The organism is Roseibium sp. LAB1, assembly GCF_054658235.1.
In genome coordinates this window covers 932,842-956,258 of the sequence record NZ_BAAGIB010000002.1, presented here as the reverse complement: position 1 = coordinate 956,258, position 23,417 = coordinate 932,842, and the positions used below count along the sequence as shown (strand labels likewise).

The following is a 23,417-nucleotide window of genomic DNA, read 5'->3' as shown; positions in this document are numbered from 1 at the left end:
TCCAGCTTCGGTTCAGCTCGAAAATTCCACCCCTTACTCGGCAGGTACAGCGGCCAGCCGGTCGACGGGTTTTTCCTGGATCGGCCAATGCACGATGGCGGCGAAGATGCCGAGGGCGATGCCCAGCCACCAGATGGCGTCGTACGAACCTGTTTCATCATAGATCTTGCCGCCCAGCCACACGCCCAGGAATGAGCCGATCTGGTGGGACAGGAAGACGAAGCCGAACAAGGTCGCCATGTAGCGCGGTCCGAACATGACGGCGACAAGGCCGGATGTCGGCGGAACGGTCGACAGCCACAGGAGACCCATCACACCGGAGAACACGAGCAACGAGGCAGGCGTGACCGGCAGCATGATGAAGGCGAATATCGCGAAAGAGCGGCCAAGGTAGATCAGCGAGAGGAAGATCGGCTTGGAATAGCGGCCGGAAATGTAGCCTGACAGCAGCGAGCCGGCGATATTGCACAGGCCTATGAGCGCGATGGCTGTGGCACCCCAGGCCGGATCAAGGCCAAGGTCGGCGATATAGGGCGGCAGGTGCACCGTGATGAAGGCGACGTGAAAGCCGCATACGAAAAAGCCGAAGGTCAGAAGAATAAATCCGCGCGTCCCGAAGGCTTCGGAAATGGCTGAGGTCAGCTTCTGGTCGTTCGCCGGATTGCTGTTTTTCGGCATTTCCGACTTGCCGCGGAGCGCAATGGCCAGAAGCGGCACGAGGGCGACAAGACCGGCAAAGACGATAAGCGTCTGTTGCCAGCCGATGCTGGCGATCAGCGTGCCGCCAAGCGGCGCGAACAGGAACTGGCCGAGCGAGCCGGAGGCCGTGCCGATGCCGAAGGCGAGCGTTCTCTGCGAAGGCGAGACCGCGCGGCCGAAGGCGGCCAGAACCAGGGAAAAGGACGAACAGGCAATACCGAGCCCGATGAGCACGCCGGCGGAAATATGCAGTGCGACAGTGCTTTCCGCGTCGATCATCAACAACAGGCCGGTGCAGTAGAGCGCGGCACCGAGCGTCATGGTCTTCCAGGTTCCGAACCGGTCGGCCATCATGCCGGCAATTGGCTGGCCGATGCCCCACATCAGGTTCTGGATCGCCAGCGCCAGCGCGAAGATCTCACGGCTCCAGTCCCGAGCTTCTGTCATTGGCTGGAAGAAAAGGCCCATGGCGGAACGCGGGCCGAAGGAAATGAGGGCAATCAAACAGCCGCAGGAAATCACCAGCGGGATATTGGGGCCAACCCGGCCGGGAGAAGAAGCTGTTGTCATTGAGGGGTCTCTCATCGTGATATTACGATATGAATAGTCTGAAATCGATCACAAGCAAAACGCGTATTTTTGATGGATTGATCAGCGTTGCGAATGGAACGGTAAAATTTCGATCATGCCAGCGTGATCTGCCTTGGGCGATACGAAAGCAGCAACAGGCGTTGCTGGAGCTTGGCTGGTTTTACCGTTTGCGTCTCGTTTTCGAAGGAGATAATTGTTAGCCGGCTTTTCGAGGATGGAAAAGTTGCGCCTTAAGGTCAGGAAAACAAAGGCAAATCGGACTTCAGGCCAGATTTTTTCCGATTTTTGTAGATTTTCGATTTGCCGATGACTATATAAACTCCGAAAGAGCAAAAGCATGGGCATCACAGCCCGTTTTCTTTTGTCTCCAATATGCTCAAGTTGAGTATAAATAAATAGCGGCACATATCACCCCTCGCGCCGCGCACTATAGGGAGGTCGCCATGACCATTGCCCAGACCAAAGCACCGGTTGGAGCACCGATTGCCGCCGGACTGACGGCACTGGAGCGTTTCGGCAAGCTGGAACGCCCGGACCTGCGTTACACGCCGGAAGTTGCCGAGGCGACCGCGCCGATCTACGACAAGGTCAAGCATATCATCCCGGCCATCGAATGGCCTGCTCTGGCGCCGACCATTCATGCGATCAACAAGCTGAAGAAGCAGCGAAACGCGGTCATTCTGGCTCACAACTACATGACGCCGGATATCTACCATGGTGTTGCCGACATCGTTGGCGACAGCCTGCAACTGGCCATCGAGGCGACCCGCACCGATGCGGAAGTCATCGTCCAGTGCGGCGTGCACTTCATGGCTGAAACCTCGAAGATCCTGAGCCCGGAAAAGACCGTGCTGATCCCGGATATGCGTGCAGGCTGCTCGCTGGCCGAATCCATCACCGGTGCGGATGTGCGGGCCCTGCGCGAGCGCAACCCTGGCATCCCGATCATCACCTACGTGAACACGTCGGCTGATGTGAAGGCGGAATGCGATATCTGTTGCACCTCATCCAATGCGCTGCAGGTGGTGGAAAGCTTCGGCGTCGACAAGGTGTTCCTGATCCCGGACAAGTATCTGGCCGCGAATGTCGGCAACAAGACCGATGTCGAGGTTCTGGTATGGGACGGCGCCTGCGAAGTGCATGAACGCTTCACCGCCGAGGAGCTGCGCGACTATCGCAAGATCGAGCCGAACGTGAAGATCATTGCTCATCCGGAGTGCCCGCCCGAAGTGGTCGCAGAAGCCGATTTCGCCGGGTCCACTGCGCACATGATCGACTGGGTCAAGACCAAACGTCCGGAGAAGGTGATGATGATCACCGAATGCTCCATGGCGGACAACGTTGCCAGCGAAACACCGGGTGTCGACTACATCCGCCCGTGCAACCTGTGCCCGCACATGAAGCGGATCACGCTGACCAAGATCCTGGACTCTCTTCTGGAGATGAAAGAGGAAGTGGTCGTCGACCCGGCAGTGGCCGACAGGGCCCGCACCGCGGTCGAGCGGATGATCAACTTGAAAATCTGACCGGCTTCGGTCTAAACCGCATCTAAGCGATTGCTTCCGGGCCCTCCGGCCCGGGAGTTTCTTTGGGGCTGGTGCCCCATCTGTTCCAGGAAGTTTCCCATGGCCGTGTCGGTTGAGGATTTTGCACCTGCCTATGTAGGCAAGGATGTGGATGATGTCGTCATTCTGGGGGGAGGTCTGGCAGGCCTCTTCTGCGCGCTGAAACTCAGCCCGCGGCCGGTCACGGTCATCACCAACGCACCGATCGGGCAGGGGGCGTCCTCCGCCTGGGCGCAGGGCGGCATTGCCGCTGCGATCTCCGAGCAGGATTCGGTTGAAAAGCACCGGGACGATACGCTGGTGGCAGGCTGCGGTATCTGCGAGGAAAAGATCGTCGAACAGATGACACGCGAAGGCAGTGCCCGGGTGCATGATCTGTTGTCCTACGGTGTTCCGTTCGATCAGGATCTCGAAGGTCGGCTGAAGTTTTCGCGCGAAGCTGCCCATTCCCAGAGCCGGGTCGTGCGGGTGCGCGGCGATATGGCCGGCCGGGCGATCATGGATGCCCTGATCGCGGCCGTGCGCAAGACGCCTTCGATCCGCATTCTGGAAGGCTATATCGGCGAAAGCTTCATTGGCGAAGGGCGGTATGTCACCGGTGTCCTGGCTCGCCGGCGCGGCGGTCTCGAACGGCTGATCTTCCCCGCCAAGGCCGTGGTGCTTGCCTCCGGTGGCATCGGCCACCTTTATGAGCTGACGACCAACCCGCACGAAGCCAACGGCCACGGCCTTGCCATGGCAGCCCGTGCCGGTGCCGTGATTGCCGACGCTGAATTCGTGCAGTTTCACCCGACCGCGCTTGATCTCGGCAAGGATCCGGCACCGCTTGCGACCGAAGCCCTGCGCGGTGAAGGCGCGACCCTCCTCAACAAGGCTGGCGAGCGCTTCATGGAAGGCGTTCATCCGGACCTGGAGCTGGCCCCGCGCGACATCGTTGCCCGGGCAATCCACAAGGAAATCTCGGAGGGGCGGGGGGCATTCCTCGATTGCCGGACGGCGATCGGCGACAGGTTCAAGGAAGATTTTCCGACTGTCTTCGCGGCAGCATCCGCAGCCGGCCTGGACCCGGCGAAGGATCTGCTGCCGGTAGCGCCCGCAGAACATTACCACATGGGTGGTGTCTTGACCGATGCCAACGGCCGGACGTCTCTCGACGGCCTCTGGGCCGCGGGTGAGGTCGCATCGTCCGGAGCCCATGGCGCCAACCGTCTTGCTTCCAATTCTCTGCTGGAAGCGGTCGTGTTTGCCGCGCGCATTGCCGAAGATATCCAGGGCCTGATGCCCACGCCGCGCAGCGCCTACTGGAATGAGATGGACGATGCTCCCGGTCTGCCGAGCCAGCGTAACGCCGAGGAGCGGGAAGCGATAACGGTTCTGCGCAGGACGCTGGCGCGCAATGTCGGTGTGCTGCGCGATGCCGCCGGGCTCAAGACAGCCCTGGCCGATATCGCAAGGGTGGAACAGAATTGTGTGCGCCAGTCGATCCTCAACATGATGGTTGCCGGACGGATCATCACAGCGGCAGCGCTGAAGCGCGAAGAAAGCCGTGGTGGGCATTTCCGCAAGGACTTCCCGCAGGAAAACCCTGACAAGGCAACCCGCTCCTACACCACATTGAAGGAAGTCGAGGCCATCACCGCCGAGGCCCTGGAAACTGCCTGACCGGAGGGACGCATGACCCGCAGATATTTGCCCGAGCTGCCACGCCTGATGGTGGATGAAGCCGTCAAGGCAGCCCTTCTGGAGGATTGGGGCCGGGCAGGCGACGTCACCAGCCAGGCAACACTGCCACCGGAAGCAAAAGCCTCCGCCGTGATTGCCGCGCGCAAACCGGGCGTACTGGCCGGGCTTGCCTTCGCCGAAAGCGCATTCCGCCAGACGGATGCAGGGCTGCAGTTCGAGGCCGTTCTGACCGATGGTGACCGGTTGTCTCCGAAGGCCGTAGTCGCCCGGATCGAAGGACCGGCGCGCGCACTACTGGCTGCCGAACGGGTCGCGCTGAATTTTCTGGGGCATCTGTCCGGCGTTGCGACGGCTACATCCCAATTCGCCGATCTGATTGCCCACACAAAGGCCGACATTGTCTGCACCCGCAAGACAACGCCGGGTCTGCGTGCATTCGAGAAATATGCGGTCAAATGCGGTGGCGGTTCCAACCACAGGTTCGGCCTCGATGATGCGATCCTGATCAAGGACAACCACATCGCGGTCGCAGGCGGCGTGACCCAGGCCATCGAATCCGCCAAGGTGTTCGCCGGCCATCTGGTGAAGATCGAGGTGGAAGTCGATACGCTCGAGCAATTGCAGGAAGCACTCGCGGCCGGACCAGATGTGGTCATGCTCGACAACATGCCGCCCGACGTACTGAAACAGGCTGTCGCAATTGCCGGAGGCAAGGTGTTGCTGGAAGCTTCCGGGGGCATCGAACTCGACACTGTCAAGGCCGTTGCCGAAGCCGGGGTAGATCTGATCTCCTCAGGCTGGATCACCCATTCGGCTCCGGTCCTGGATCTGGGTCTTGATATCGAGATCGGCTGAGATCTTTTTACTTTCTACAGCTCAAATTTGGGCGCTGTCTGGGCCTGCAACCCAACCTCATCCTGAGGAAGCGCGCAGCGCTGTCTCGAAGGATGGGCGGCACACTTCGGAATAGTTGCCCATCCTTCGAGACGAACCTGGCTGTCCTCCTCAGGATGAGGTGGAGTTGTGAAGGCAGGCAGGGCCGTAGCTCAATCAGCCGATAACAATCAGCCCGCAGCGAGATAAAGCCCGCCAAGAGCCGTCAGTACACCGAGGCTGCGGATAATCCGCGGCGCCCAGGCTGGATCGTTGCGTGTGGCCACATTGGCGCCGTAGCCGATCAGAAGACCGGCCGCATGCAGAAGCGCGGTCGCCAGCACAAAGCCGCCGGCATAGGCAAGTTCTCCCGCCGAGCCGATTTCACCGCCATGGGCGTGGCCGTGGCAGATGCCGAACACGCCCACCAGCGCGGCGCACACACCGAGTGGCAAACGCAGGGCCAGCGCGACGAGGACACCCAGAACCACGACGGACGTCAGTATGAAGGGTTCGACGTAAGGGAGCGGCACGCCTGCAAGCGACACCAGAAATCCGATAATCATAGAGCCGACGAAAGCAGTTGGCAGCGCCCAGACTGCCCGTCCGCCAAGAAGGGCAGCCCACAGGCCGACAGCGATCATCGCCAGCACGTGATCGGTGCCGAACAGCGGATGGGAAAAGCCGGCAGCAAAAGACCCGTGCTCGGACGGATCCAGATGGGCAAGGGCAGGAGAGGCGGTCAACAGGCCGAACGCGGCGGCAAGGCCGAGGCGGTAGAACATGAAATGATCCTTCGGTTGGTCACTCCGGTGCCCCGGGATGGGTCGCACCGTTCATGATTGGGTCAAGACACCTCGTACTATCTGTGATTCTGGGACCCTGTAAACCGTATTGCCAGCCACGATCTCGATGCCTGCGCGAGGTCGCGCCGGGAGCAACCATGGGACGACCGGCGACGAGCGGGGAAGAACTGCGACATTCTAGTCCGGTTTTCGGATACGGACCGGATTTGTAGAGTGTTAAATTTCTGGCTGAAGGTCCTCAGGATACGGCCGAGCCGATGACAAGGATGGAGGCAGGGTTCCGGTGAACGGTAGATTGGACGAACCACAGGCAACGCGCGGGCAGACGTCGTCCCCGTTGCCCGACCGGACCGATCCGCGAAATGGCGGAGAGGGGCTTGCCTCCCGGACCGTCGAAATCTGCTTTCTGCTTATGAGGAATTTCTCTCTGCTCTCCTTCGCCTCGGCGATCGAGCCCTTGCGAATTGCGAACAAGGTTCTGAAGCGAAAGGCCTTTACTTATCGCTGCTGCAGTCTGGATGGCAGCGACGCCGTTGCCAGCAACGGCAGTATCATACGGGCCGATTGCGCCATTGGAGACGTCGAACGTCCGGACCTTCTGGCGGTCTGCAGCAGTGACGACGTGGAGCGTATTTCCCTGTCACTGGCCCAGAAGGTTGCGATCCGGAAACTGGCGAACCGGTCCAGCCGGATCGCGGGTATCTGCACCGGTGCCTATGTGCTGGCCGACTTCGGTCTGCTCGACAACAGGAATTGCACGATCCACTGGGAATATGCCGATTTCTTCAAGGAACGGTTCCCGGATGCCAGACTGGTGGACAGCCTCATTCAGACAGATGGCAAGTACATGACCTGCGCGGGCGGAACCTCCGCGCTGGATCTCATGATCGGCTTTGTTGCCCAGGTTCACGGTGGGGCGGTAGCTGCTGACGTTGCTGAAATCGCCTTGCATCACGACTGGCGCAGCGGCAACGAGCGGCAGCACAAGCACATGCGTGATGATCTGGAATCCGTTTCGCAACGGGTGCGCAGCAGTATCTCCCTGATGACGGAGAATGTTGTCGAACCGCTTTCCTTGCAGGAAATTGCGCAGAAACTGGACGTCAGTCCCCGGCAATTGCAGCGGGAGTTCCAGAAATACCTGAATTGCAGCCCACAGGAATACTATGCCAAGGTTCGCCTGGATATCGCCCGCCAGCTTGTCTGCCGCACGTCCATGCGCATGATCGACATCGCAATGGCTTGCGGGTTTGCCAGCGCGTCCCATTTTTCGAAGCGCTACCGGTCAGCCCTTGGCACAAGTCCTGCCGCGGACCGTCAGCAGCATGGCCGGGTTTTCGAGTTCTAGCGGAAGCAATCACCGGTATCGTCGTTCGATCCGGCAATCGTCGCGGGGTGTCTAAGGCGGGGTAATTACTCGGCGGCGGGCTTCAGGCTTGCCATCAGGTGGTGGAACTTCTCACCCTGCACGGAGACGTGCCGGCGAATGGCCGCTGCCGCTCGTTCGCCGTCGGCCGCTTCAATGGCGGCCACGACGTCTTCATGTTCTGCCATGGATTGTTTCATGCGCCCGCGCACACGCAACTGCACCCTGCGGAAAGGCTGCAGACGCCGCTGCAGGCGCAGGCACTCCTGTTCCAGAAACCGGTTGCCCGACTGGCGGTAGATGATGGCGTGAAACTGCTCGTTTTCCAGATAGTAGCCATCGGTGTCCTGGGCCTCGACCGCATGCTTGCAACGCTCGTTCGCAGCGTGCAGGTCGGCAAGCGCTGTTTCGGAAATGCGCGCCGCAGCCAGGCGGGCGCTTACGGCTTCCAACTCAGCCATGACTTCAAACATTTCAATCAGTTCCACCGGACCGGGCTGGCGGACGAAGACGCCGCGGCGAGGGATCTGAACGACAAGGCCGGATTGGGAAAGCCTGTGCAGAGCTTCCCGGATCGGGGTTCTGGAAACGGAAAAACGACTCGCAAGCTGAACCTCGTCCAGCCTGTCGCCATCGGCGAATGTGCCGTCGAAAATCAGCCCTTCAAGCGCATCCGCGATGCGGTCGGATCGTTTTCTTTCCATTGTTGGCATTTAGCATAGGACATTTTTGCGCGCAATATTTTCGATCTTGTATACAAAAAACCTTGACAAAAAAACATCACCTGAGGGTAAGATCCATCTCCGGTTCCCGTTCGGAACCATCAGGGAGGAAAGAATGAACATCAAATTCACAGCGTCGGTCGCTGCCGTAACGCTTTTCGCCAGCGCGCTCACCGCCAATGCCGAGGAGCTGCGCCTGTCACACCAGTGGTCCACCGGCGACGTTCGCCACAAGGTGGCTCAGATGGTGGCTGACGACGTGGCGGCGGCCGGTGTCGATCTCGACATCAAGATTTTCCCGTCCCAGTCGCTTCTGAAGGCCCGCGAGCAATACAAGCCGCTGAGCCGTGGCCTGCTGGACATGACTGTTCTGCCACTCAGCTATGCCGGTGGCCAGCAGCCTGCCTATAACCTGACCCTGATGCCGGGTCTGGTGAAGAACCATGACCATGCCGCCCGGATGAACGAAAGCCCCTTCATGGATGCCATTGAGGAAATCATGGCAGAGGATGACGTGATGGTGCTTGTCCACGGCTATCTGGCCGGTGGCTTTGCGGCCAAGGACAAGTGCATCACAAAGCCGGAAGACATGCCGGGCCTTCAGACCCGCGCGGCCGGCAAGGCGTTCGAGCAGATGCTTGCAGGCGCCGGGGCCTCGATTGCGTCCATGGCATCTTCCGAAGTTTACAACGCCATGCAATCCGGCGTTCTGGACGCGGTCAACACCTCGTCCTCGTCCTTCGTCAGCTACCGCATCTATGAGCAGGTTTCCTGCTACACCCCGGCTGGCGACTACGCGCTCTGGTTCATGTACCAGCCTCTCCTGATGAACAAGGCCAAGTTCGACAGCCTGACGGAAGATCAGCAGAAAGCTCTGCTGGCTGCCTCCGAAAAGGCGCAGGCTTTCTATCTCGAAGAAGCCAAGAAGGAAGACGCAGTTTCTGCAGAAGTCTTCCGTGACAACGGTGTCGAGATTGCGGAAATGACCGCGGCGGATTTCGAAGCCTGGCGGACCCTTGCCAAGGAAACCTCCTACAAGGCTTTCGTGGAAGAGACCCCCAACGGTCAGCAGCTTCTCGATCTGGCATTCGACGTAGAATAAGCGCCTGAACTTCCAGGGCGGCCGGGAGGCCGCCCTGGAACCAGTTCCAAAGGACCTCATTTCAAGGAGTGACCCATGGCGGGCCACAGTACGGCAGCGGTTGCGCATGCCGGCCGCAATCCCTTCTTGCGCTTCGTCGCCGCGATCTCGACCGTGGCCGGCTGGTGTTCGGCAACGATGATCGTTTTCGCGGTCGTGATCACCTGTCAGATGATCTTCGTGCGTCTGGTGCTCAATGCATCCACTGTCTGGCAGACAGAAACGGTCATCTACCTTGCCATTGCCGCAACCCTTGTCGGACTGCCTTACGTGCAGCGGCTTCGGGGACACGTCAATGTCGACCTGTTTCCCCTGTGGCTGGCGCCGCGTGCCCGCTTCGTGCTGGCCTGCATCACGCTGTCAGTCTCCATTCTGGTCATGGCGATGATGTTCTATTACGGCTTCGAATTCTGGCACATAGCCTGGTCGAAGGGCTGGACCTCCGACACGGTCTGGGGCGTCAGGCTCTGGATCCCTTATCTGTCGCTCCCTGTCGGTTTCGGGTTGCTGTTGCTGCAGCTCACCGCTGACCTGTTCGCGGTTCTCACTGGTATCGACAAACCCTTCGGTCTGGAGGACAATTAATGGATCCGTTGCTGCTCGGTGCACTGGTGGCTGTCGCCACTATCCTTGTCCTCTTCTCCGGCATTTCCGTCGCGATCGGTCTTCTGATCGTGTCCGCCGGTTTCCTGCTGGCCTTCGACGGCTTCCGGTCGCTGGAACTGATGCCGGAAATCCTGTTCGGCAAACTTGATAATTTCGCGCTTCTGTCGATCCCCATGTTCATCATCATGGGCGCTTCCATCGCCTCGACGCGGGCAGGGGCGGATCTCTACGAAGCGCTGGAACGCTGGCTGACGCGGGTTCCCGGTGGGCTTGTCGTTTCCAATCTCGGTGCCTGTGCCCTTTTCGCCGCCATGTCCGGGTCGTCACCGGCCACGTGTGCCGCCATCGGCAAGATGGGCATTCCGGAAATGCGCAAGCGCGGTTATCCGGATGGCGTTGCCGCCGGTTCCATCGCCGCTGGCGGAACGCTCGGCATCCTGATTCCGCCGTCGGTCACCATGATTGTCTACGGCATTTCGACGGAAACCTCGATCGGCCGCTTGTTCCTGGCCGGCGTCATTCCCGGCCTGATGCTGATGGGGCTATTCATGGCCTGGTCGCTCTATTCGACCTGGCGCAGCGGCAATGCCAGCGTGCTTAGTGCAGGCAACTACAGCTGGGCGGAAAAGTTCGAGATCCTGCCGCGCGTGCTGCCGTTCATGATCATCATCCTCGGCGTGCTCTATGCAATGTACGGCGGCATCGCGACCCCGTCGGAAACAGCGGCAGTTGGCGCTCTGCTCTGCCTGCTGATCGCGGTCATCATCTACCGGCTCTGGAGCCCCAAGCTGCTCTGGACCGTCTTGCGTGACAGCACTCGGGAAAGCGTGATGATCCTTTTCATCATCGCCGCAGCCGGCGTCTTCTCCTACATGCTGTCGTCGCTGTTCATCACCCAGGCGATTGCCGAATGGATCGGGACCCTGGCGGTCAACCGCTGGATCCTGATGGCCGCAATCAACGTGTTCCTGCTGATTGCCGGCTTCTTTCTGCCGCCCGTCGCCGTGATCCTGATGGCAGCGCCGATCCTGCTGCCGATCATCACGACCGCAGGTTTCGACCCGATCTGGTTTGCCGTCGTGCTGACGATCAACATGGAAATCGGGCTGATTTCACCTCCGGTCGGGCTGAACCTTTACGTGATCAACGGCATCGCTCCTGACATTTCCTTGAAGACGATCCTCACCGGGTCCCTGCCATTCGTGGCCTGCATGTTCCTGGCGATCGTCATCCTCTGTCTGTTCCCGGAACTTGCCACCTGGCTGCCGGATGTGGTGATGGGAGAAGCGCGGTGATGTTTCTGGCCGACCTGCTGACGACCGTTTTCGAGCGAAAATATCTGTCCAAATGGACAGACAAGGCGGATGACCGTCCGCTCGAAGCGCTCGTCGCCGATCTGATCGGTGCAACGGGAGAGGTCTCCGGGCAAAATCTTGCCCGGCAGATACTCAGCCGGTACGGTGCTCTGGATGATGAGGAAAAGCGCGCCTTCTTCCTCCATCTCGCCGAAGGTCTTGCCGTGTCGGCTCCAGCAGTCCGTTCCGCGCTGGAGCATTACGAGAAAGGCCAGTCGAAGGCGAGCTACCGGGAGTTCATGGAAGCTGTCGAACCACCCCGGCAGGAACTGATCCGGCGGCTCAACCAGGTTCCGGACGCAACCCGGCTTCTGGTTGGCATGCGCGAAGATCTGTTACGCCTCAGCAAGGGGGATGATGCCCTTCAGGCGCTCGATCTGGACTTCCGGCATCTGTTCGCCAGCTGGTTCAATCGCGGGTTCCTGGTGCTGCGGCCGATCAATTGGGAAAGCCCGGCCCAGCTTCTGGAAAAGATCATTGCCTATGAAGCCGTTCATGCGATCGACAGCTGGAGCGATCTGCGCAGGCGGCTGGAACCGGTCGACAGACGCTGCTTCGCGTTCCTTCACCCGGCCATGCCGGACGAGCCGCTTATCTTCGTCGAAGTGGCCCTGACGAAGGGAATACCGGGCTCTATCCAGGGCCTTCTGGCAGAAAACAGAAACCAGATCGATGCCGATACCGCGGATACCGCGGTATTCTATTCAATTTCCAACTGTCAGGCGGGCCTTGCCGGCATTTCCTTCGGCAACTCGCTCATCAAGCAGGTTGCCGCGGATCTGTCGCTGGAACTGCCCAAGCTCAAGACGTTTGTTACCTTGTCGCCGATCCCTGGGCTGGTCCGCTGGCTCGAGGCAGAGGGCATCGACCACACCGGGGCCGACGACGACACCCTTCGCAAGCTGGCAGCCCGTTATCTGATGACCGCAAAGCGCAAGGATGGCCTGCCGCTCGACCCCGTCGCCCGCTTCCATCTGGGCAACGGCGCGCTGGTGCACCAGGTGCATGCCGGGGCGGATCTTTCGGACAAGGGCCTGAAGCAGTCTGCCGGTGTGATGGTCAACTACCTCTATGACCTGGAAAGGGTGACACAGAACCATGAAAGGTTCGCCTCGTCCCGGACGATTGCCGCGTCCTCTGAAATCAAATCGCTCAGCACTGCTGGAGAAAACGCGTTCACTTTAGAGCTTTCCGCGTTGAACTGAATGCGGCTAAAAAGCCCTAACATTATAGAATCGATCAGCTTTTTGGCCTTGGAAGGTTAGATCGAACGCCTGCTGATCCTGGAGCCCCATAGATGACAAACCCACTCTACGACCAACTGTTCGGAAAGCACGCCGGCAAGACCACCCCATTTCTGATCTTTCAGGACGGCTCCATCCTGACACACGCGGAGTTCCTGCAGAACGCGGCGCAGATTGCCCACGTGCTGACCGACAATGGCATGGTGGCTGGTGATCGCCTGGCAGCTCAGGTCGAAAAGTCCGCCACGGCTCTGGCACTCTATGCGGCTTGCGCCCAGACCGGCATTGTCTTTCTTCCGCTGAACACAGCCTATACGGTCGACGAACTCAGCTATTTTATCGAAAACAGCGGTGCGAAAACCGTGGTCTGCGCCGGTGCCAGCAAGACCTTGCTGGATCCCGTTGCCTCGAACCTTGGTGCCCGTCTCGAAACCCTCAACGCGGACGGAACCGGTTCGCTGACGGATCAGGCAAAAGCCAAACCGTCGGAATTCGCAACGGTGGAGCGGGCGCCGGACGATCTGGCGGCTTTCCTTTACACCTCCGGCACCACCGGACGGTCCAAGGGCGCGATGCTGACGCACGCGAACCTGCTGTCGAATGCCCAGACCCTGGCGGATCTCTGGCAGTTCACCGACAAGGATGTGTTGCTGCATGCCCTGCCGATCTTCCACACGCACGGTCTGTTCGTTGCAACCAACGTTTCGCTCGTGGCTGGCGGTGCGATCCTGTTCCTGCCGAAATTCGATCTGGACGCCATGATCGCGCTCATGCCGAAGGCGACTTCCATGATGGGCGTGCCGACCTTCTATACGCGCCTTCTTCAGGACGAACGGTTCACGGCAGAGCTGACAAAAGGCATGCGGCTGTTCATTTCCGGAAGCGCACCGCTTCTTGCCGAAACGCATCGCCAGTTCGAGGAACGCACCGGACACCGGATCCTGGAACGCTACGGCATGACCGAAACCAACATGAACACCTCCAACCCCTACCAGGGCGAGCGCCGCGCGGGAACTGTCGGCTTCCCGCTGCCGGGTGTGGAATTGAAGATCACCGATCCTGCGACGGGCGACACCCTTCCACCGGAAACGGTTGGCCAGATCGAGGTGCGCGGCCCCAACGTGTTCAAGGGATACTGGCAGATGCCTGAGAAGACGGCGGCGGAATTGCGCCAGGACGGCTTCTTCATCACGGGTGATCTCGGGATGATCGATGCGGACGGATATGTTCATATCGTCGGGCGCAACAAGGACCTGATCATTTCAGGTGGCTACAACATCTATCCGAAGGAAATCGAGCTGATCCTGGATGCTCAGCCGGGTGTGCGGGAAAGCGCGGTCATCGGCGTGCCGCATTCGGACTTCGGTGAAACGGTCCTCGGACTTGTGGTTCCGGACAGCAAGGAAAAACCGGATCTGGACGCGATCCTGGCGGTCGCCGGAACATCTCTGGCCCGTTTCAAGCATCCGCGAAAGCTCGTTTTGGTCGACAGTCTGCCGCGCAACACCATGGGCAAGGTCCAGAAGAACGTTCTGAGGGAGCAGTTCAAAGGCACTTTTGAAGCGACAAACTGACTTCAGGTCAAACGAGCGTTTTTGACCCGTCCAACAGAGTGTCGAGCTTTGTCTTCGCCCGGGAAATCCCTTGCCGGACGATCTTGGCAACTGGCTGGTGATCGGCAAGGGCTTTCGCCCTGCCGTTCACCCGCCCGTTTTCTTTCCCCGTGACAAAGCCCCTTTCACAAGGAAGCCCTGTCAGGGCGTCGTGCTAGCTTGCATCCGGGGCTGACAGAACGCTTCGGCCATTCAAGATGCGGTCCCAGATCTTGTCTCCATCTGGAAAATCCGGAATGCCGTCATAAAGAACAGCGACGTCGGGATCGAGCCAGGAAATATCAGGCGAACGATCACGGCAAAAGCGGTGACAGTCATAGCGTTCGGCAGAGATGACCTGATCATCGCCGATCAGTGCTTCCGCCGACACAGCGCCATGAATGTAGAGTTCCCCGTCACTGCTTTTTCCAAGCACGGTCTGCATGACACTGAGCGTGCCATCGATTTGCATCAAGGTGTTGGTGTTGATCAGAGACCTGGCGGTGACGTCGCCGTTCACGCGGACGCAGACAGGACCATCGTCACCAGTGGAAAAGAGTATCCCCTGAGTGGTCACCGGCCCCTCGATGATCAGGCCGGCAGCACCACAGGCCCGGCCGAACGTGCCGAAATCAAAATCATCGTCGATGCTGAGGCCCTCTGCGAAATGAAGAATGAGCCAGGGGCGTTCGCTGCCGTAAACGCGGGTAATGTCATTCGAAACGCTCGTGAATGACGGATCGTCTGGAATTTTGTTGGTCCAGATGAGATTGCCGATGCTGCCGTCAGTCAGCCCTTCAGGGGCGTTGCATTCGGAGTATCCGAATTTGCGCAGATTGCCTTCAATGTGGTTCGAAAACTCGCGCAGATAGTCGGGGGTATCGTTCAGCTTGACCACGAAAAAGGATGTGGTGCCACAGCCGATGCGGATGGTCAGAACGTCACCATAAATGGAAAGCTGAACGATGTGATCGTTGCGGTCTTTTTTCAAGGTAAGGGCGGATGAACCGGACAAGATCTGTTCCTTATGGCGTGGTTTGAGACTGGTTTGAACGCGAAAGGACAAACCTCCTGGTTGAGCAGATCATTGATTTCGTGAGTGAATTCAAGAGGGGCGGTGAAATAGCTTTCGGTGCGGAAACATCGGAAACTGCAGATTGAAACCAACGGGCGCCAACTGGAAACTGATGGGGAGAGCAAAAACATATCTGGCGACAGCACAATGCCGCGGCTTGATTTCCGCGGTCAGCCAGCAACGCACTTAAAAAGCGGTGCCCAAATTCGTTTCAACAATTTCTGTTGGGAGGAGGTCGCACCTCGGGGAAACCGCAATCACGCGAGATCCCTTCATGCCTGGCCGTTTTGGCAGAGGCCTGACGGCTGGATCAGTTCCAGCCGCCGGCGTAGGTCTTGTAGAAGATGTGCAGGCCAACCTGGCCGCGCTTGGCCATGGACTTCGCCCATCGCGGATTGACGTATGTCGCGTGATAGTGGGTCGAGGCGTCAACCATCTTGGAATAGCGCTTGCCGTCTGTGACTTGCCTTGCCAGCTTTTGCGCCGTTGCCCAGGACGCCGGGCTGGAAATACGGTCCTTGATACCATCGCAGGCGAAGGAGAACTGGCAGCGGTTGCGCTTGTGGCGGTTCTGGTAAACGACGCCGCAGATGCTGTCAGGGTAGGCCGGATTCTTGACGCGGTTCAGCACGACCTGGGCCACAGCCACCTGGCCGTCTTCGCTTTCACCGCGAGCTTCGAAATAGATGGCCTCGGCAAGGCAGCGCTGCTCTTTCTTGTCTCCAACGGAGAGCGGCAGCGGTTTCTGCGCCCACCAGTGCGGATTTTCCGGGTCTTCCGGCGGCGGCAGTTCCTGCTCATACATCGCAGCGCCGAAAAGCGCATCGAACGGTTCCTTGGTTTCCTTGACGCTTTCAGGCGCATAGGCGGAGACAAGCGAGAAGCTGGCGGCTGCAGCGTTGCGCGCCATCATCACCTTTTGAAGGTCCAGTGGTCCGCCTTCCGGGAACCCTTCCTTGCCGGCGTTGGCCAGCATGCTGGTTTCCTGAGAGTTGAGCGGTTGCGCTTTGACGAAGGCAACACGGGGCAGGTCCTCGTGTTTCTTCTCCGTCGAGATCAGACTGGACATGGCGTAGAGATTGCCGGCGGCCCTGTCGACCATCTGCCGGTCCGGCGCCATTGTGATCAGTCGATCGCTCTTGGCGGAGCTGTTGGTCAGGATTGTGTCGGGAATCTTGGTCGGTCGGGCGCTTCTGGCCACATCTTCAAAACCGACGAGTGGTCTCGCTTCGAAGCCGTCATCGGCAGAGGTGAGCGTCAGGATCGGCGAAGACAGGTGGTCTGGCACCGGTGTCGTACCGAGCGCCAGCTTCGGCGCAATCTTGGTCGTGAAATTCGCAGGCTCAAGGTACATCATCCAGCGAGGCGATTCTTCCTTGCGGGCATTGACGAGCGCGAAGATGTCCTGGTTTCCAACCGATCCGCCGATGCCGAGCCAGATCAGCGGACAGGCAACAAGGATGTATTTGAGCCGGCGCATGCGCGCACGGACCGGGCCGATATCTTGTGTCACTTTAGAAGAAAACCGCTTTCCGTTGCGGGACTTAAGGCCAGACATACGCAGCCAACTCCAACTCGTTACACATCGTCCCGAAAACGCGGACGAACAGCGTGAACGCTGTGTAAACAACGACGCTGGAATTGAAGATGTCTGCTTAACCTTGAAAGAGCGTTAATAAGACTGGAATTCGCGGAAATTCGAGGAAGTTTTCGCGTCGACAGGTGGAGTCATGGTTAATATTACTAAGGACTTAACTTTGTTGACCGCGCGGAAAAAATATCCGATGTCGTTCAGCGCCCACCGAGGCGAAGCCCCGGAGCCGGCCGTTCGTTCATCAACTGATGGCGGAACCGGAACAGGGCGGCGGGGCGGCCGCCGGTCGCGGTGGACGTTGCGCCGGTCGGTTCGACAAGGTCGGCGTTTTCCACCAGGCGGCGGAAATTCTGTTTGTGCAGATGGCGTCCTGAAATGGCCTCGACCGAAGTCTGCAGTTCGGTCAGGGTGAAAGTTTCCGGCATCAGTTCGAAGATCACCGGCCGGTATTTCAGTTTGCCGCGCAGCCGGGAAATGGCCGTCGCCAGCACCCGGCGGTGGTCGAAGCGCATCGAGGCACCGAGAAAAGGCAGGTTCGACCGGCGCAGGGCAGCAGGCCGTCCATCGGTCCGTGCTTCTTCCACAAGTCCAGCCTCGTAGAGGAGTTCGAAACGCTCCAGCGCCCGCTCTTCGTCCCAGGAGGTTGCACCGGTTCCGAAGGCCAGGCGGACCCGTTCCTGACGCCCAAGCGGTTTGGGTGGCTCGCCTGAAGGCGGTGGCTCGCTGGCCCACGAATCGAGCGCGGGCAGAATGTCCCGATCCAGGACATCGGGCCGGCCGGTGCGCCAGTCTTCCCAGGGAAAATAGTCGTACCAGGACCGCCATGCGGAATTGTGCCGCGACAGCATGTTCTCCGAATCCGGGGTCTGGCGCGTCAGCGCCAGATACCCGACCGAAACCACATGCGGGCCTTCGTCACCGAAAACCCGGTGCCGCCCCCGGTCGCCAAACGTATAGAGCTGTTCCACATAGCCGAGCCTCAGCGCGGTCTGATTTTCCACCCAGGACCGCAGGCCGATCTCGAATGTACGGTGATGAATCGGGTCGAACGGACCGAAGGGCAGGCTGTCCAGCGTTGCCCCTCCCGACGGGGGCGCACCGGTTTCCTCACCTGTCTCCCCAGCAGCCTCCTTGGCATCGTTCACATGAACGATCTGAGGCAGGCCCCCGGCAACCGATACGATGACGGCATTCAATCCGATTTCAATATTGGCTTGCCGGTGGGGCATTGCGTCTCCGTGGTTTGTTGTCAGTCGATCGGCATGACAAAGGGGGTGCCTTCAAAGGCATTGGCACCGCGGCCGATGCCACGGATGGCGTCGATCATGCGGCCGTCACGGCCGAGGAGTTTGTCCCCGATGGCGACGATCCGCGCGTTCGGTGTTGCCGAGGGCGAGCGTTCGCGCAGGATCTTCGCAAGGCGGTATTCATCCGCCTCCGGGTTGAGTGCGCAAGCCGCCACATAGGCACCGGCGGTCGACCGGCTGATCCCAGCCCAGCAATGGATTACCAGAGGTGCCTGCCGGTCCCAGGATTTCACGAAGGACAGAAACGCCGCCACTTGCCGTTCGCTGGCCGGCACCAGTCCCGGCACAGGGCTGACAATGTCGTTGAAAGCCAGAAAAAGATGCCGCTCCGGCAAGATGCCTGCCGGGGTCGGCACGTTCATTTCCGCGTTGATCAGAGTGACCACGGATTTAGCGCCGGTGGCGACCACCGTTTCAGGCAATTTTGATAGGGAGCAGACGTGCAGCATGACAGAACCGGTTTTTTGTATCTGTCAATAAACTAGGGTCATTCGCAGGCAAGGTCACCCGTTAGCTTGCCGGCTTTTCGGGTTGTTCCCAGCTTCGCGCAGGGCTTCGATCTCCTCGAAGCGCTTCATGAACCGTTCCTGGGCGGTTTTCACCGGCAGGGGCTCAAGCCCGTAGCGCAATTTGCCATTGGCATCGGGTGGAAAGCCGCGCGGTTTGCCGAAGATCTTCGCCGCTTCATCTTCGTCGAAACCGGCCAGTTCCACAGCCTCGAAATAGGCACAGATGATGTCTGCCCGCTTGGCCAGCTTCTTCACGGTCTGGGGAATTGCCGCGGGCAGGCCGAACCGCAGGTGAATTGCCCCCTGCAAACGGGATTCCACGCCCTTGTACGCTTCGCCGATGACGGACTTGAAGGGGGAAATCATGTCACCGATGACATATTCCGGTGCATCGTGCAGCAGAACCGCCAGGCGCCAGTGCGGCGGCAGGTCCGGTTTCAGCATCAGCGCGATGTCCTCAACGATCAACGAGTGTTCCGCGACCGAGAAGGCGTGGTTGCCATAGGTCTGGCCGTTCCAGCGCGCGACACGGGCTAGGCCGTGGGCGATGTCGGAGATCTCGACGTCGAGCGGCGAGGGGTCCAGTAGATTGAGCCGTCTGCCGGACAACATGCGCTGCCAGGCGCGCGGAGGCTGGTCGGTACGGGCAGAGGCCATCGGTCCTCAAGGGTCTCGCGGTTTCAGTCCGCGGTGCTCGGCTCCGGCAAGGTAAAGGATGCCCACAGGGGCAGCTTGACCAGAATCTCCGCGTCACCGCATTGCAGAGGGATGCCGTTGTCCTTGGCTTGGGCAACCTTGTCAAGGCGCAGAAGGGCAAGGCCCACAGCCCTATCGCCGATGCTCGAGCTGGAACCCAGGGACCCCAGGGATTTGCCGCCGGCGACAATATCAGTGCCTTTTTCCGGAAGCGCAGCGCTGCTTTCGATCTGGACGAAGCGCTTGCGGGCGTTGCCCCGGTGCTGCATGCGTGAAACCACTTCCTGGCCGACATAACACCCTTTGGAAAAGGAGACGCCGCCAAGCTGGTCGAGGTCGGCATCATGCGGAAAGATGTCCGAGTAGTCGTAGTCTTTCAGCCCCTCCGGCACACCCTGTAAAATGCGGTAATGGTCATAGGCTGCAAGATCTGAAGACGTGCCGCCAAGTTTCGAAGTGATGTCCGCCACCGGGCCCGCAATGCGCTGGCCAAGTGCAGGTAGCCTCGGATCCGTGACCACGGCCATCGCGCTGTCCAGGGCTCCGTTCGGGACATCGTCCAGGGAGCTGCCGGGTGCCTCGCTGTCGTCCCAGAGGGCGATCACGCCGATTTCTGCCGACAGCAACTCAAGTTCCACCTTCGCTCTCAGCCGGTAGAAGGTCAGGCGTTTGAGAAGCTCGGCGGCTGTTGCGGAAGGTGCATCCAGCAGATAGCCGTCTTCCTGTCGGTATATCAGGAAGTCGAACAGGATCTTGCCCTGCGGGGTCAGCAGGGCACCGGCACTCGCACCGTTTTCCGACATCCCGTCGATATCCGCGGTCACCAGATTTTGCAGGAAATGCTGCGCTTCGGCGCCGCCAACACGGATCAGCGAGCGATCGGACAGATGGGCGTAGGACAGGGTCGTCACGGCAGGCTCCATGGAAATGATGACTGATTCAGACAGGTCGTCTGGCCAGATTTGCTTGATTGCCACATAGGCGCTTTACCCACCGTGGGCAAGGTTCTGAATCTGTCGGCCCCTGTCTGGTCCTTTGCTGCCGGGCCGCGTATAAGCCCGGTAAACCAACATGCAGACTGACCCGAATTTACGCGGAGGAGCCACATGAGCGCGACCTATGACCTGATCCTGAAGGGCGGAACCGTAGTCAATCAGGACGGCGAGGGGCAGCGTGATGTTGCTGTTCGCGATGGCCGGATTGCCGGCATCGGCTCCTTCGATCCCTCACAGGCCGGCGAAACGGTCGATTGCACGGGACTGCACGTCCTGCCGGGTGTCATGGACACGCAGGTGCATTTCCGCGAGCCTGGCCTTGACCACAAGGAAGACCTGGAGTCCGGTTCCCGTGCTGCCGTCATGGGCGGCGTCACGGCGGTTTTCGAGATGCCGAACACCAATCCGCTGACGACGTCCGAGGCTGCCCTTGCCGACAAGGTGCAACGTGGACATCACCGCATGCACTGCGACTTTGCCTTCTGGGTCGGCGGCACGCGTGACAACGTCAAGGACATTCCCGAGCTGGAGCGCCTGCCGGCTGCCGCTGGCATCAAGGTGTTCATGGGCTCCTCCACCGGCGATCTTCTGGTGGAAGACGACCAGGGCGTGAAGGAAATCCTGTCCGTCACCCGCCGCCGTGCGGCCTTCCACTCCGAGGACGAGTTCCGCCTGCGGGAACGCCAGGGAGAGCGTGTCGAAGGCGATCCGAGTTCGCACCCGATCTGGCGCGACGAGATCGCTGCGCTCAAATGCACCCAGCGGCTGGTGGGCATCGCGCGTGAAACCGGAGCCAAGATCCACATCCTGCATCTGTCGACGGCTGAAGAGGTGGATTTTCTGATCGATCACAAGGATGTGGCCTCCATCGAGGTGACACCGCACCACCTGACCCTGACGGACGAGGCATACCACCGGCTGGGCACGCTGGTTCAGATGAACCCGCCGGTGCGCGCACCACGTCATTCCGAACGCCTGTGGTGGGCACTGGAGCAGGGTATCCTCGACATTTTCGGGTCCGATCATGCCCCGCATCTGCTGGAAGAAAAACAAAAGCCCTATCCGGCTTCGCCGTCCGGCATGACCGGCGTGCAGACGCTGGTGCCGATCATGCTTGATCACGTCAATGCCGGCCGTCTCAGCCTGGCGCGCTTCGTCGACATGACAAGCGCAGGCCCGGCCCGCCTCTTCCAGACAGCGCGCAAGGGCCGGATTGCCGTTGGCTACGATGCCGACTTCACCGTGGTGGACATGAAGCGCACGGAAACGATCCGCAACGAATGGATTGCCTCCAAATGCGGGTGGACGCCCTATGACGGCAAGGACGTCATCGGCTGGCCGGTCGGCACTGTTGTGCGCGGACAGCGGGTCATGTGGGACGGCGAGTTGTCGACCCCGTCGCGCGGCGAAGCCGTCCGGTTTCAGGACGGCCTGAAGGTCTGAGGCAAGCCGAAATTGCGAGAACCTGCGGCGTGAAGGGGCTGACTGCCTGTTCAGGCCCGGTTCACGTTGCCGCTGCTAATTGTACAAAATGTGATGTGAATAACAGCCGCGAGCTGGGTAATGTGCGACGTTGCGGCTGAAAGGTCGAAGGAAACCAATAAGTAACCGTGTTTCCTAACCCGATCTATACGTGTCTTTGTTAGCCTTTGAATCGAGCTTTATGGGTTTTTGCGTTGGGGAGCTCAGGGATGTTGTCATTTGAAATGAATAACCGAGGCAGGCGCGCACGGTCGCTGCTCAGCCTGACAGGTGCCGCAGTAATTTCGTTCGCCGCCATGTCGGCTGCTTTTGCACGCGATGTCGCTCCGGAAACGGACACGGCGGGTGAACCGCCGTTGCATATGCTGGTGTCGCTGGACGAGCAGAAAATCAAGGTCTATCGCGGTCTGGATCTGATCGAGGTCTCCTCGATTTCTTCTGGAAAGCGAGGCCACGGCACGCCGACCGGCGTGTTTTCCATTCTGGAAAAGAAGCGCAAGCATTTTTCCAATATTTACGACAATGCGCCGATGCCGTTCATGCAACGCCTGACATGGTCGGGCATTGCCTTGCATGTCGGCAGGTTGCCGGGATACCCGGCCTCTCACGGTTGCATTCGTCTTCCCAAGGCGTTTGCGCAGTCGCTCTACAGCATGACCGAGCGCGGAATGCATGTTGTCGTGACCAGGGGAGATGCAAATCCGCTCGGCGTGCATCATGCCGTGCTGCCGCAGCCCTATGTGCCCGAAACCGAAGTCGCCAGCCTGTCAGACGAAAACATTGCGGCTGACCCGGCCTTGCGCGGTGCCATTCAGGATGCACCCTTGCAGGCGAACCTGCCGGCAACACAGCCGGAAAACCCTTATTTCGATCAACCTCTTCGGATGATCATCACGCCGCAGAAAGCGCCAGGCCGTGTTCAGGTGCTGCAACAACTGCTCAACCAGATGGGCTTCAACGCCGGTCCGGAGGACGGTGTCATGGGCCGCAAGACCCGTGCAGCGATCAGTCTTTACCAGGAAGGGTCCGAACTGCCGGTGACCGGTCAGCTGACCGATGCTCTTGAAGCCCGTATCCATGCGGATGCCGGCTATGAAGAGCCACAGAATGCGACGCTGCGGATCCGCCGCAAGTTCCGCGATGTCTATTCCGCACCTGTCACGATCAAGGATATCGATCAGGAAATCGGAACACACGTCTTCACCGCGATGGATTTCAAACCCGGCGCGTCTTCGGTCGAATGGATCGCGGTTTCCGCAGAAGGCGAGCGCGGCGGAGCGGCAATGGACGTTCTTGACCGGATCGAAATGCCGAAAAAGGTTGCGCTTGAGGTGTCCAGGATGCTGACGCCGGGTTCGTCCCTGACGGTCACGGACCGCAACTTCACCCGCAACACGGGCCTTGGCACCGATTTCGTGGTGATCACCCGCTAAGTCCAGGCCACCCAACGCCCTGGACGGAAACACAGCCCCCGCTTCGGCGGGGGCTTTTTCGTTTGACGTTCCTCTGTCGGGGC

21 protein-coding genes are annotated in these 23,417 nt (G+C 59.8%); 11 read left to right on the top strand and 10 right to left on the bottom strand.

The features are described from left to right. Nucleotides 1–33 precede the first annotated feature (33 nt). Both ACYQ54_RS14305 and ACYQ54_RS14300 read right to left on the bottom strand, forming a co-directional pair. A complete protein-coding gene (locus ACYQ54_RS14305; RefSeq protein WP_460083382.1) occupies nucleotides 34–1,269 on the bottom strand; it encodes an MFS transporter in 1,236 nt (411 codons plus the stop codon). An 81-nt stretch (nucleotides 1,270–1,350) separates the two neighbouring features. After that, on the bottom strand, nucleotides 1,351–1,695 hold the full coding sequence (locus tag ACYQ54_RS14300; RefSeq protein ID WP_460083380.1) for a hypothetical protein: 345 nt from the start codon (nucleotides 1,693–1,695) through the stop codon (nucleotides 1,351–1,353). A 38-nt stretch (nucleotides 1,696–1,733) separates the two neighbouring features. Between ACYQ54_RS14300 and nadA the strand changes: the two genes are divergently transcribed. The 3 genes from nadA to nadC all read left to right on the top strand — a co-directional run bounded on the left by nadA (nucleotide 1,734) and on the right by nadC (nucleotide 5,393). Continuing rightward, nucleotides 1,734–2,816, top strand: coding sequence for a quinolinate synthase NadA (nadA, locus tag ACYQ54_RS14295; protein WP_460083378.1), 1,083 nt, complete (start codon nucleotides 1,734–1,736; stop codon nucleotides 2,814–2,816). 99 nt (nucleotides 2,817–2,915) lie between these two features. Beyond that, entirely contained in the window at nucleotides 2,916–4,517 is a 1,602-nt protein-coding gene (locus tag ACYQ54_RS14290; protein WP_460083376.1) for an L-aspartate oxidase, read from the top strand. A gap of 12 nt (nucleotides 4,518–4,529) precedes the next feature. Continuing rightward, nucleotides 4,530–5,393 carry a carboxylating nicotinate-nucleotide diphosphorylase gene (gene nadC, locus ACYQ54_RS14285; RefSeq protein ID WP_460083375.1) on the top strand — a complete coding sequence of 288 codons (864 nt, stop codon included), beginning with the start codon at nucleotides 4,530–4,532 and terminating at the stop codon, nucleotides 5,391–5,393. Nucleotides 5,394–5,602: 209 nt separating this feature from the next. Here nadC and ACYQ54_RS14280 read toward each other — a convergent pair whose 3' ends face one another. After that, the gene (locus tag ACYQ54_RS14280) at nucleotides 5,603–6,196 is read right to left on the bottom strand and encodes a HupE/UreJ family protein (protein ID WP_460083373.1); all 594 of its coding nucleotides are present in this window, start codon (nucleotides 6,194–6,196) and stop codon (nucleotides 5,603–5,605) included. A 304-nt stretch (nucleotides 6,197–6,500) separates the two neighbouring features. Between ACYQ54_RS14280 and ACYQ54_RS14275 the strand changes: the two genes are divergently transcribed. Beyond that, the gene (locus ACYQ54_RS14275; RefSeq protein ID WP_460083371.1) at nucleotides 6,501–7,565 is read left to right on the top strand and encodes a GlxA family transcriptional regulator; all 1,065 of its coding nucleotides are present in this window, start codon (nucleotides 6,501–6,503) and stop codon (nucleotides 7,563–7,565) included. Between the two features lie 65 nt (nucleotides 7,566–7,630). Here the strand turns inward: ACYQ54_RS14275 and ACYQ54_RS14270 are convergent, their stop codons facing one another. Continuing rightward, nucleotides 7,631–8,287, bottom strand: coding sequence for a GntR family transcriptional regulator (locus ACYQ54_RS14270; RefSeq protein WP_460083369.1), 657 nt, complete (start codon nucleotides 8,285–8,287; stop codon nucleotides 7,631–7,633). A gap of 133 nt (nucleotides 8,288–8,420) precedes the next feature. Here ACYQ54_RS14270 and dctP point away from each other — a divergent pair, with 133 nt between their 5' ends. The 5 genes from dctP (at nucleotide 8,421) to ACYQ54_RS14245 (ending at nucleotide 14,225) form a co-directional block, all read left to right on the top strand. Continuing rightward, nucleotides 8,421–9,407: a TRAP transporter substrate-binding protein DctP gene (gene dctP / locus ACYQ54_RS14265; protein WP_460083367.1), complete on the top strand. Its 987-nt coding sequence runs from the start codon at nucleotides 8,421–8,423 to the stop codon at nucleotides 9,405–9,407. 75 nt (nucleotides 9,408–9,482) lie between these two features. After that, a complete protein-coding gene (locus ACYQ54_RS14260) occupies nucleotides 9,483–10,031 on the top strand; it encodes a TRAP transporter small permease (RefSeq protein WP_460083365.1) in 549 nt (182 codons plus the stop codon). Next, nucleotides 10,031–11,347, top strand: coding sequence for a TRAP transporter large permease (locus tag ACYQ54_RS14255; protein ID WP_460083363.1), 1,317 nt, complete (start codon nucleotides 10,031–10,033; stop codon nucleotides 11,345–11,347). The genes ACYQ54_RS14260 and ACYQ54_RS14255 overlap by 1 nt, the downstream gene beginning before the upstream one ends. Continuing rightward, nucleotides 11,347–12,612, top strand: a complete 1,266-nt coding sequence (locus ACYQ54_RS14250; RefSeq protein ID WP_460083361.1) for a malonyl-CoA decarboxylase — start codon at nucleotides 11,347–11,349, stop codon at nucleotides 12,610–12,612. The genes ACYQ54_RS14255 and ACYQ54_RS14250 overlap by 1 nt, the downstream gene beginning before the upstream one ends. A gap of 92 nt (nucleotides 12,613–12,704) precedes the next feature. Further along, a complete protein-coding gene (locus tag ACYQ54_RS14245) occupies nucleotides 12,705–14,225 on the top strand; it encodes a malonate--CoA ligase (protein WP_460083359.1) in 1,521 nt (506 codons plus the stop codon). A 193-nt stretch (nucleotides 14,226–14,418) separates the two neighbouring features. Here the strand turns inward: ACYQ54_RS14245 and ACYQ54_RS14240 are convergent, their stop codons facing one another. The 6 genes from ACYQ54_RS14240 to ygfZ form a co-directional block, all read right to left on the bottom strand. Next, nucleotides 14,419–15,258 carry a hypothetical protein gene (locus tag ACYQ54_RS14240; protein WP_460083357.1) on the bottom strand — a complete coding sequence of 280 codons (840 nt, stop codon included), beginning with the start codon at nucleotides 15,256–15,258 and terminating at the stop codon, nucleotides 14,419–14,421. Nucleotides 15,259–15,628: 370 nt separating this feature from the next. Further along, a complete protein-coding gene (locus tag ACYQ54_RS14235; protein WP_460083355.1) occupies nucleotides 15,629–16,876 on the bottom strand; it encodes a cell wall hydrolase in 1,248 nt (415 codons plus the stop codon). Nucleotides 16,877–17,109: 233 nt separating this feature from the next. Then, nucleotides 17,110–18,141, bottom strand: a complete 1,032-nt coding sequence (locus ACYQ54_RS14230) for an NUDIX hydrolase (protein WP_460083354.1) — start codon at nucleotides 18,139–18,141, stop codon at nucleotides 17,110–17,112. A 20-nt stretch (nucleotides 18,142–18,161) separates the two neighbouring features. Beyond that, a complete protein-coding gene (locus tag ACYQ54_RS14225) occupies nucleotides 18,162–18,668 on the bottom strand; it encodes a tyrosine phosphatase family protein (RefSeq protein ID WP_460083352.1) in 507 nt (168 codons plus the stop codon). Nucleotides 18,669–18,722: 54 nt separating this feature from the next. After that, nucleotides 18,723–19,385 (bottom strand): YfbR-like 5'-deoxynucleotidase, encoded by a 663-nt coding sequence (locus ACYQ54_RS14220; protein ID WP_460083350.1) that lies wholly within the window; start codon nucleotides 19,383–19,385, stop codon nucleotides 18,723–18,725. Nucleotides 19,386–19,408: 23 nt separating this feature from the next. Further along, nucleotides 19,409–20,335, bottom strand: coding sequence for a CAF17-like 4Fe-4S cluster assembly/insertion protein YgfZ (ygfZ, locus tag ACYQ54_RS14215; protein ID WP_460083349.1), 927 nt, complete (start codon nucleotides 20,333–20,335; stop codon nucleotides 19,409–19,411). A 195-nt stretch (nucleotides 20,336–20,530) separates the two neighbouring features. Here ygfZ and ACYQ54_RS14210 point away from each other — a divergent pair, with 195 nt between their 5' ends. Together ACYQ54_RS14210 and ACYQ54_RS14205 are read left to right on the top strand one after the other, a co-directional pair. After that, nucleotides 20,531–21,862: a dihydroorotase gene (locus ACYQ54_RS14210; protein ID WP_460083347.1), complete on the top strand. Its 1,332-nt coding sequence runs from the start codon at nucleotides 20,531–20,533 to the stop codon at nucleotides 21,860–21,862. 263 nt (nucleotides 21,863–22,125) lie between these two features. After that, nucleotides 22,126–23,334 carry a L,D-transpeptidase family protein gene (locus ACYQ54_RS14205; protein ID WP_460083345.1) on the top strand — a complete coding sequence of 403 codons (1,209 nt, stop codon included), beginning with the start codon at nucleotides 22,126–22,128 and terminating at the stop codon, nucleotides 23,332–23,334. Nucleotides 23,335–23,417: the final 83 nt, after the last annotated feature.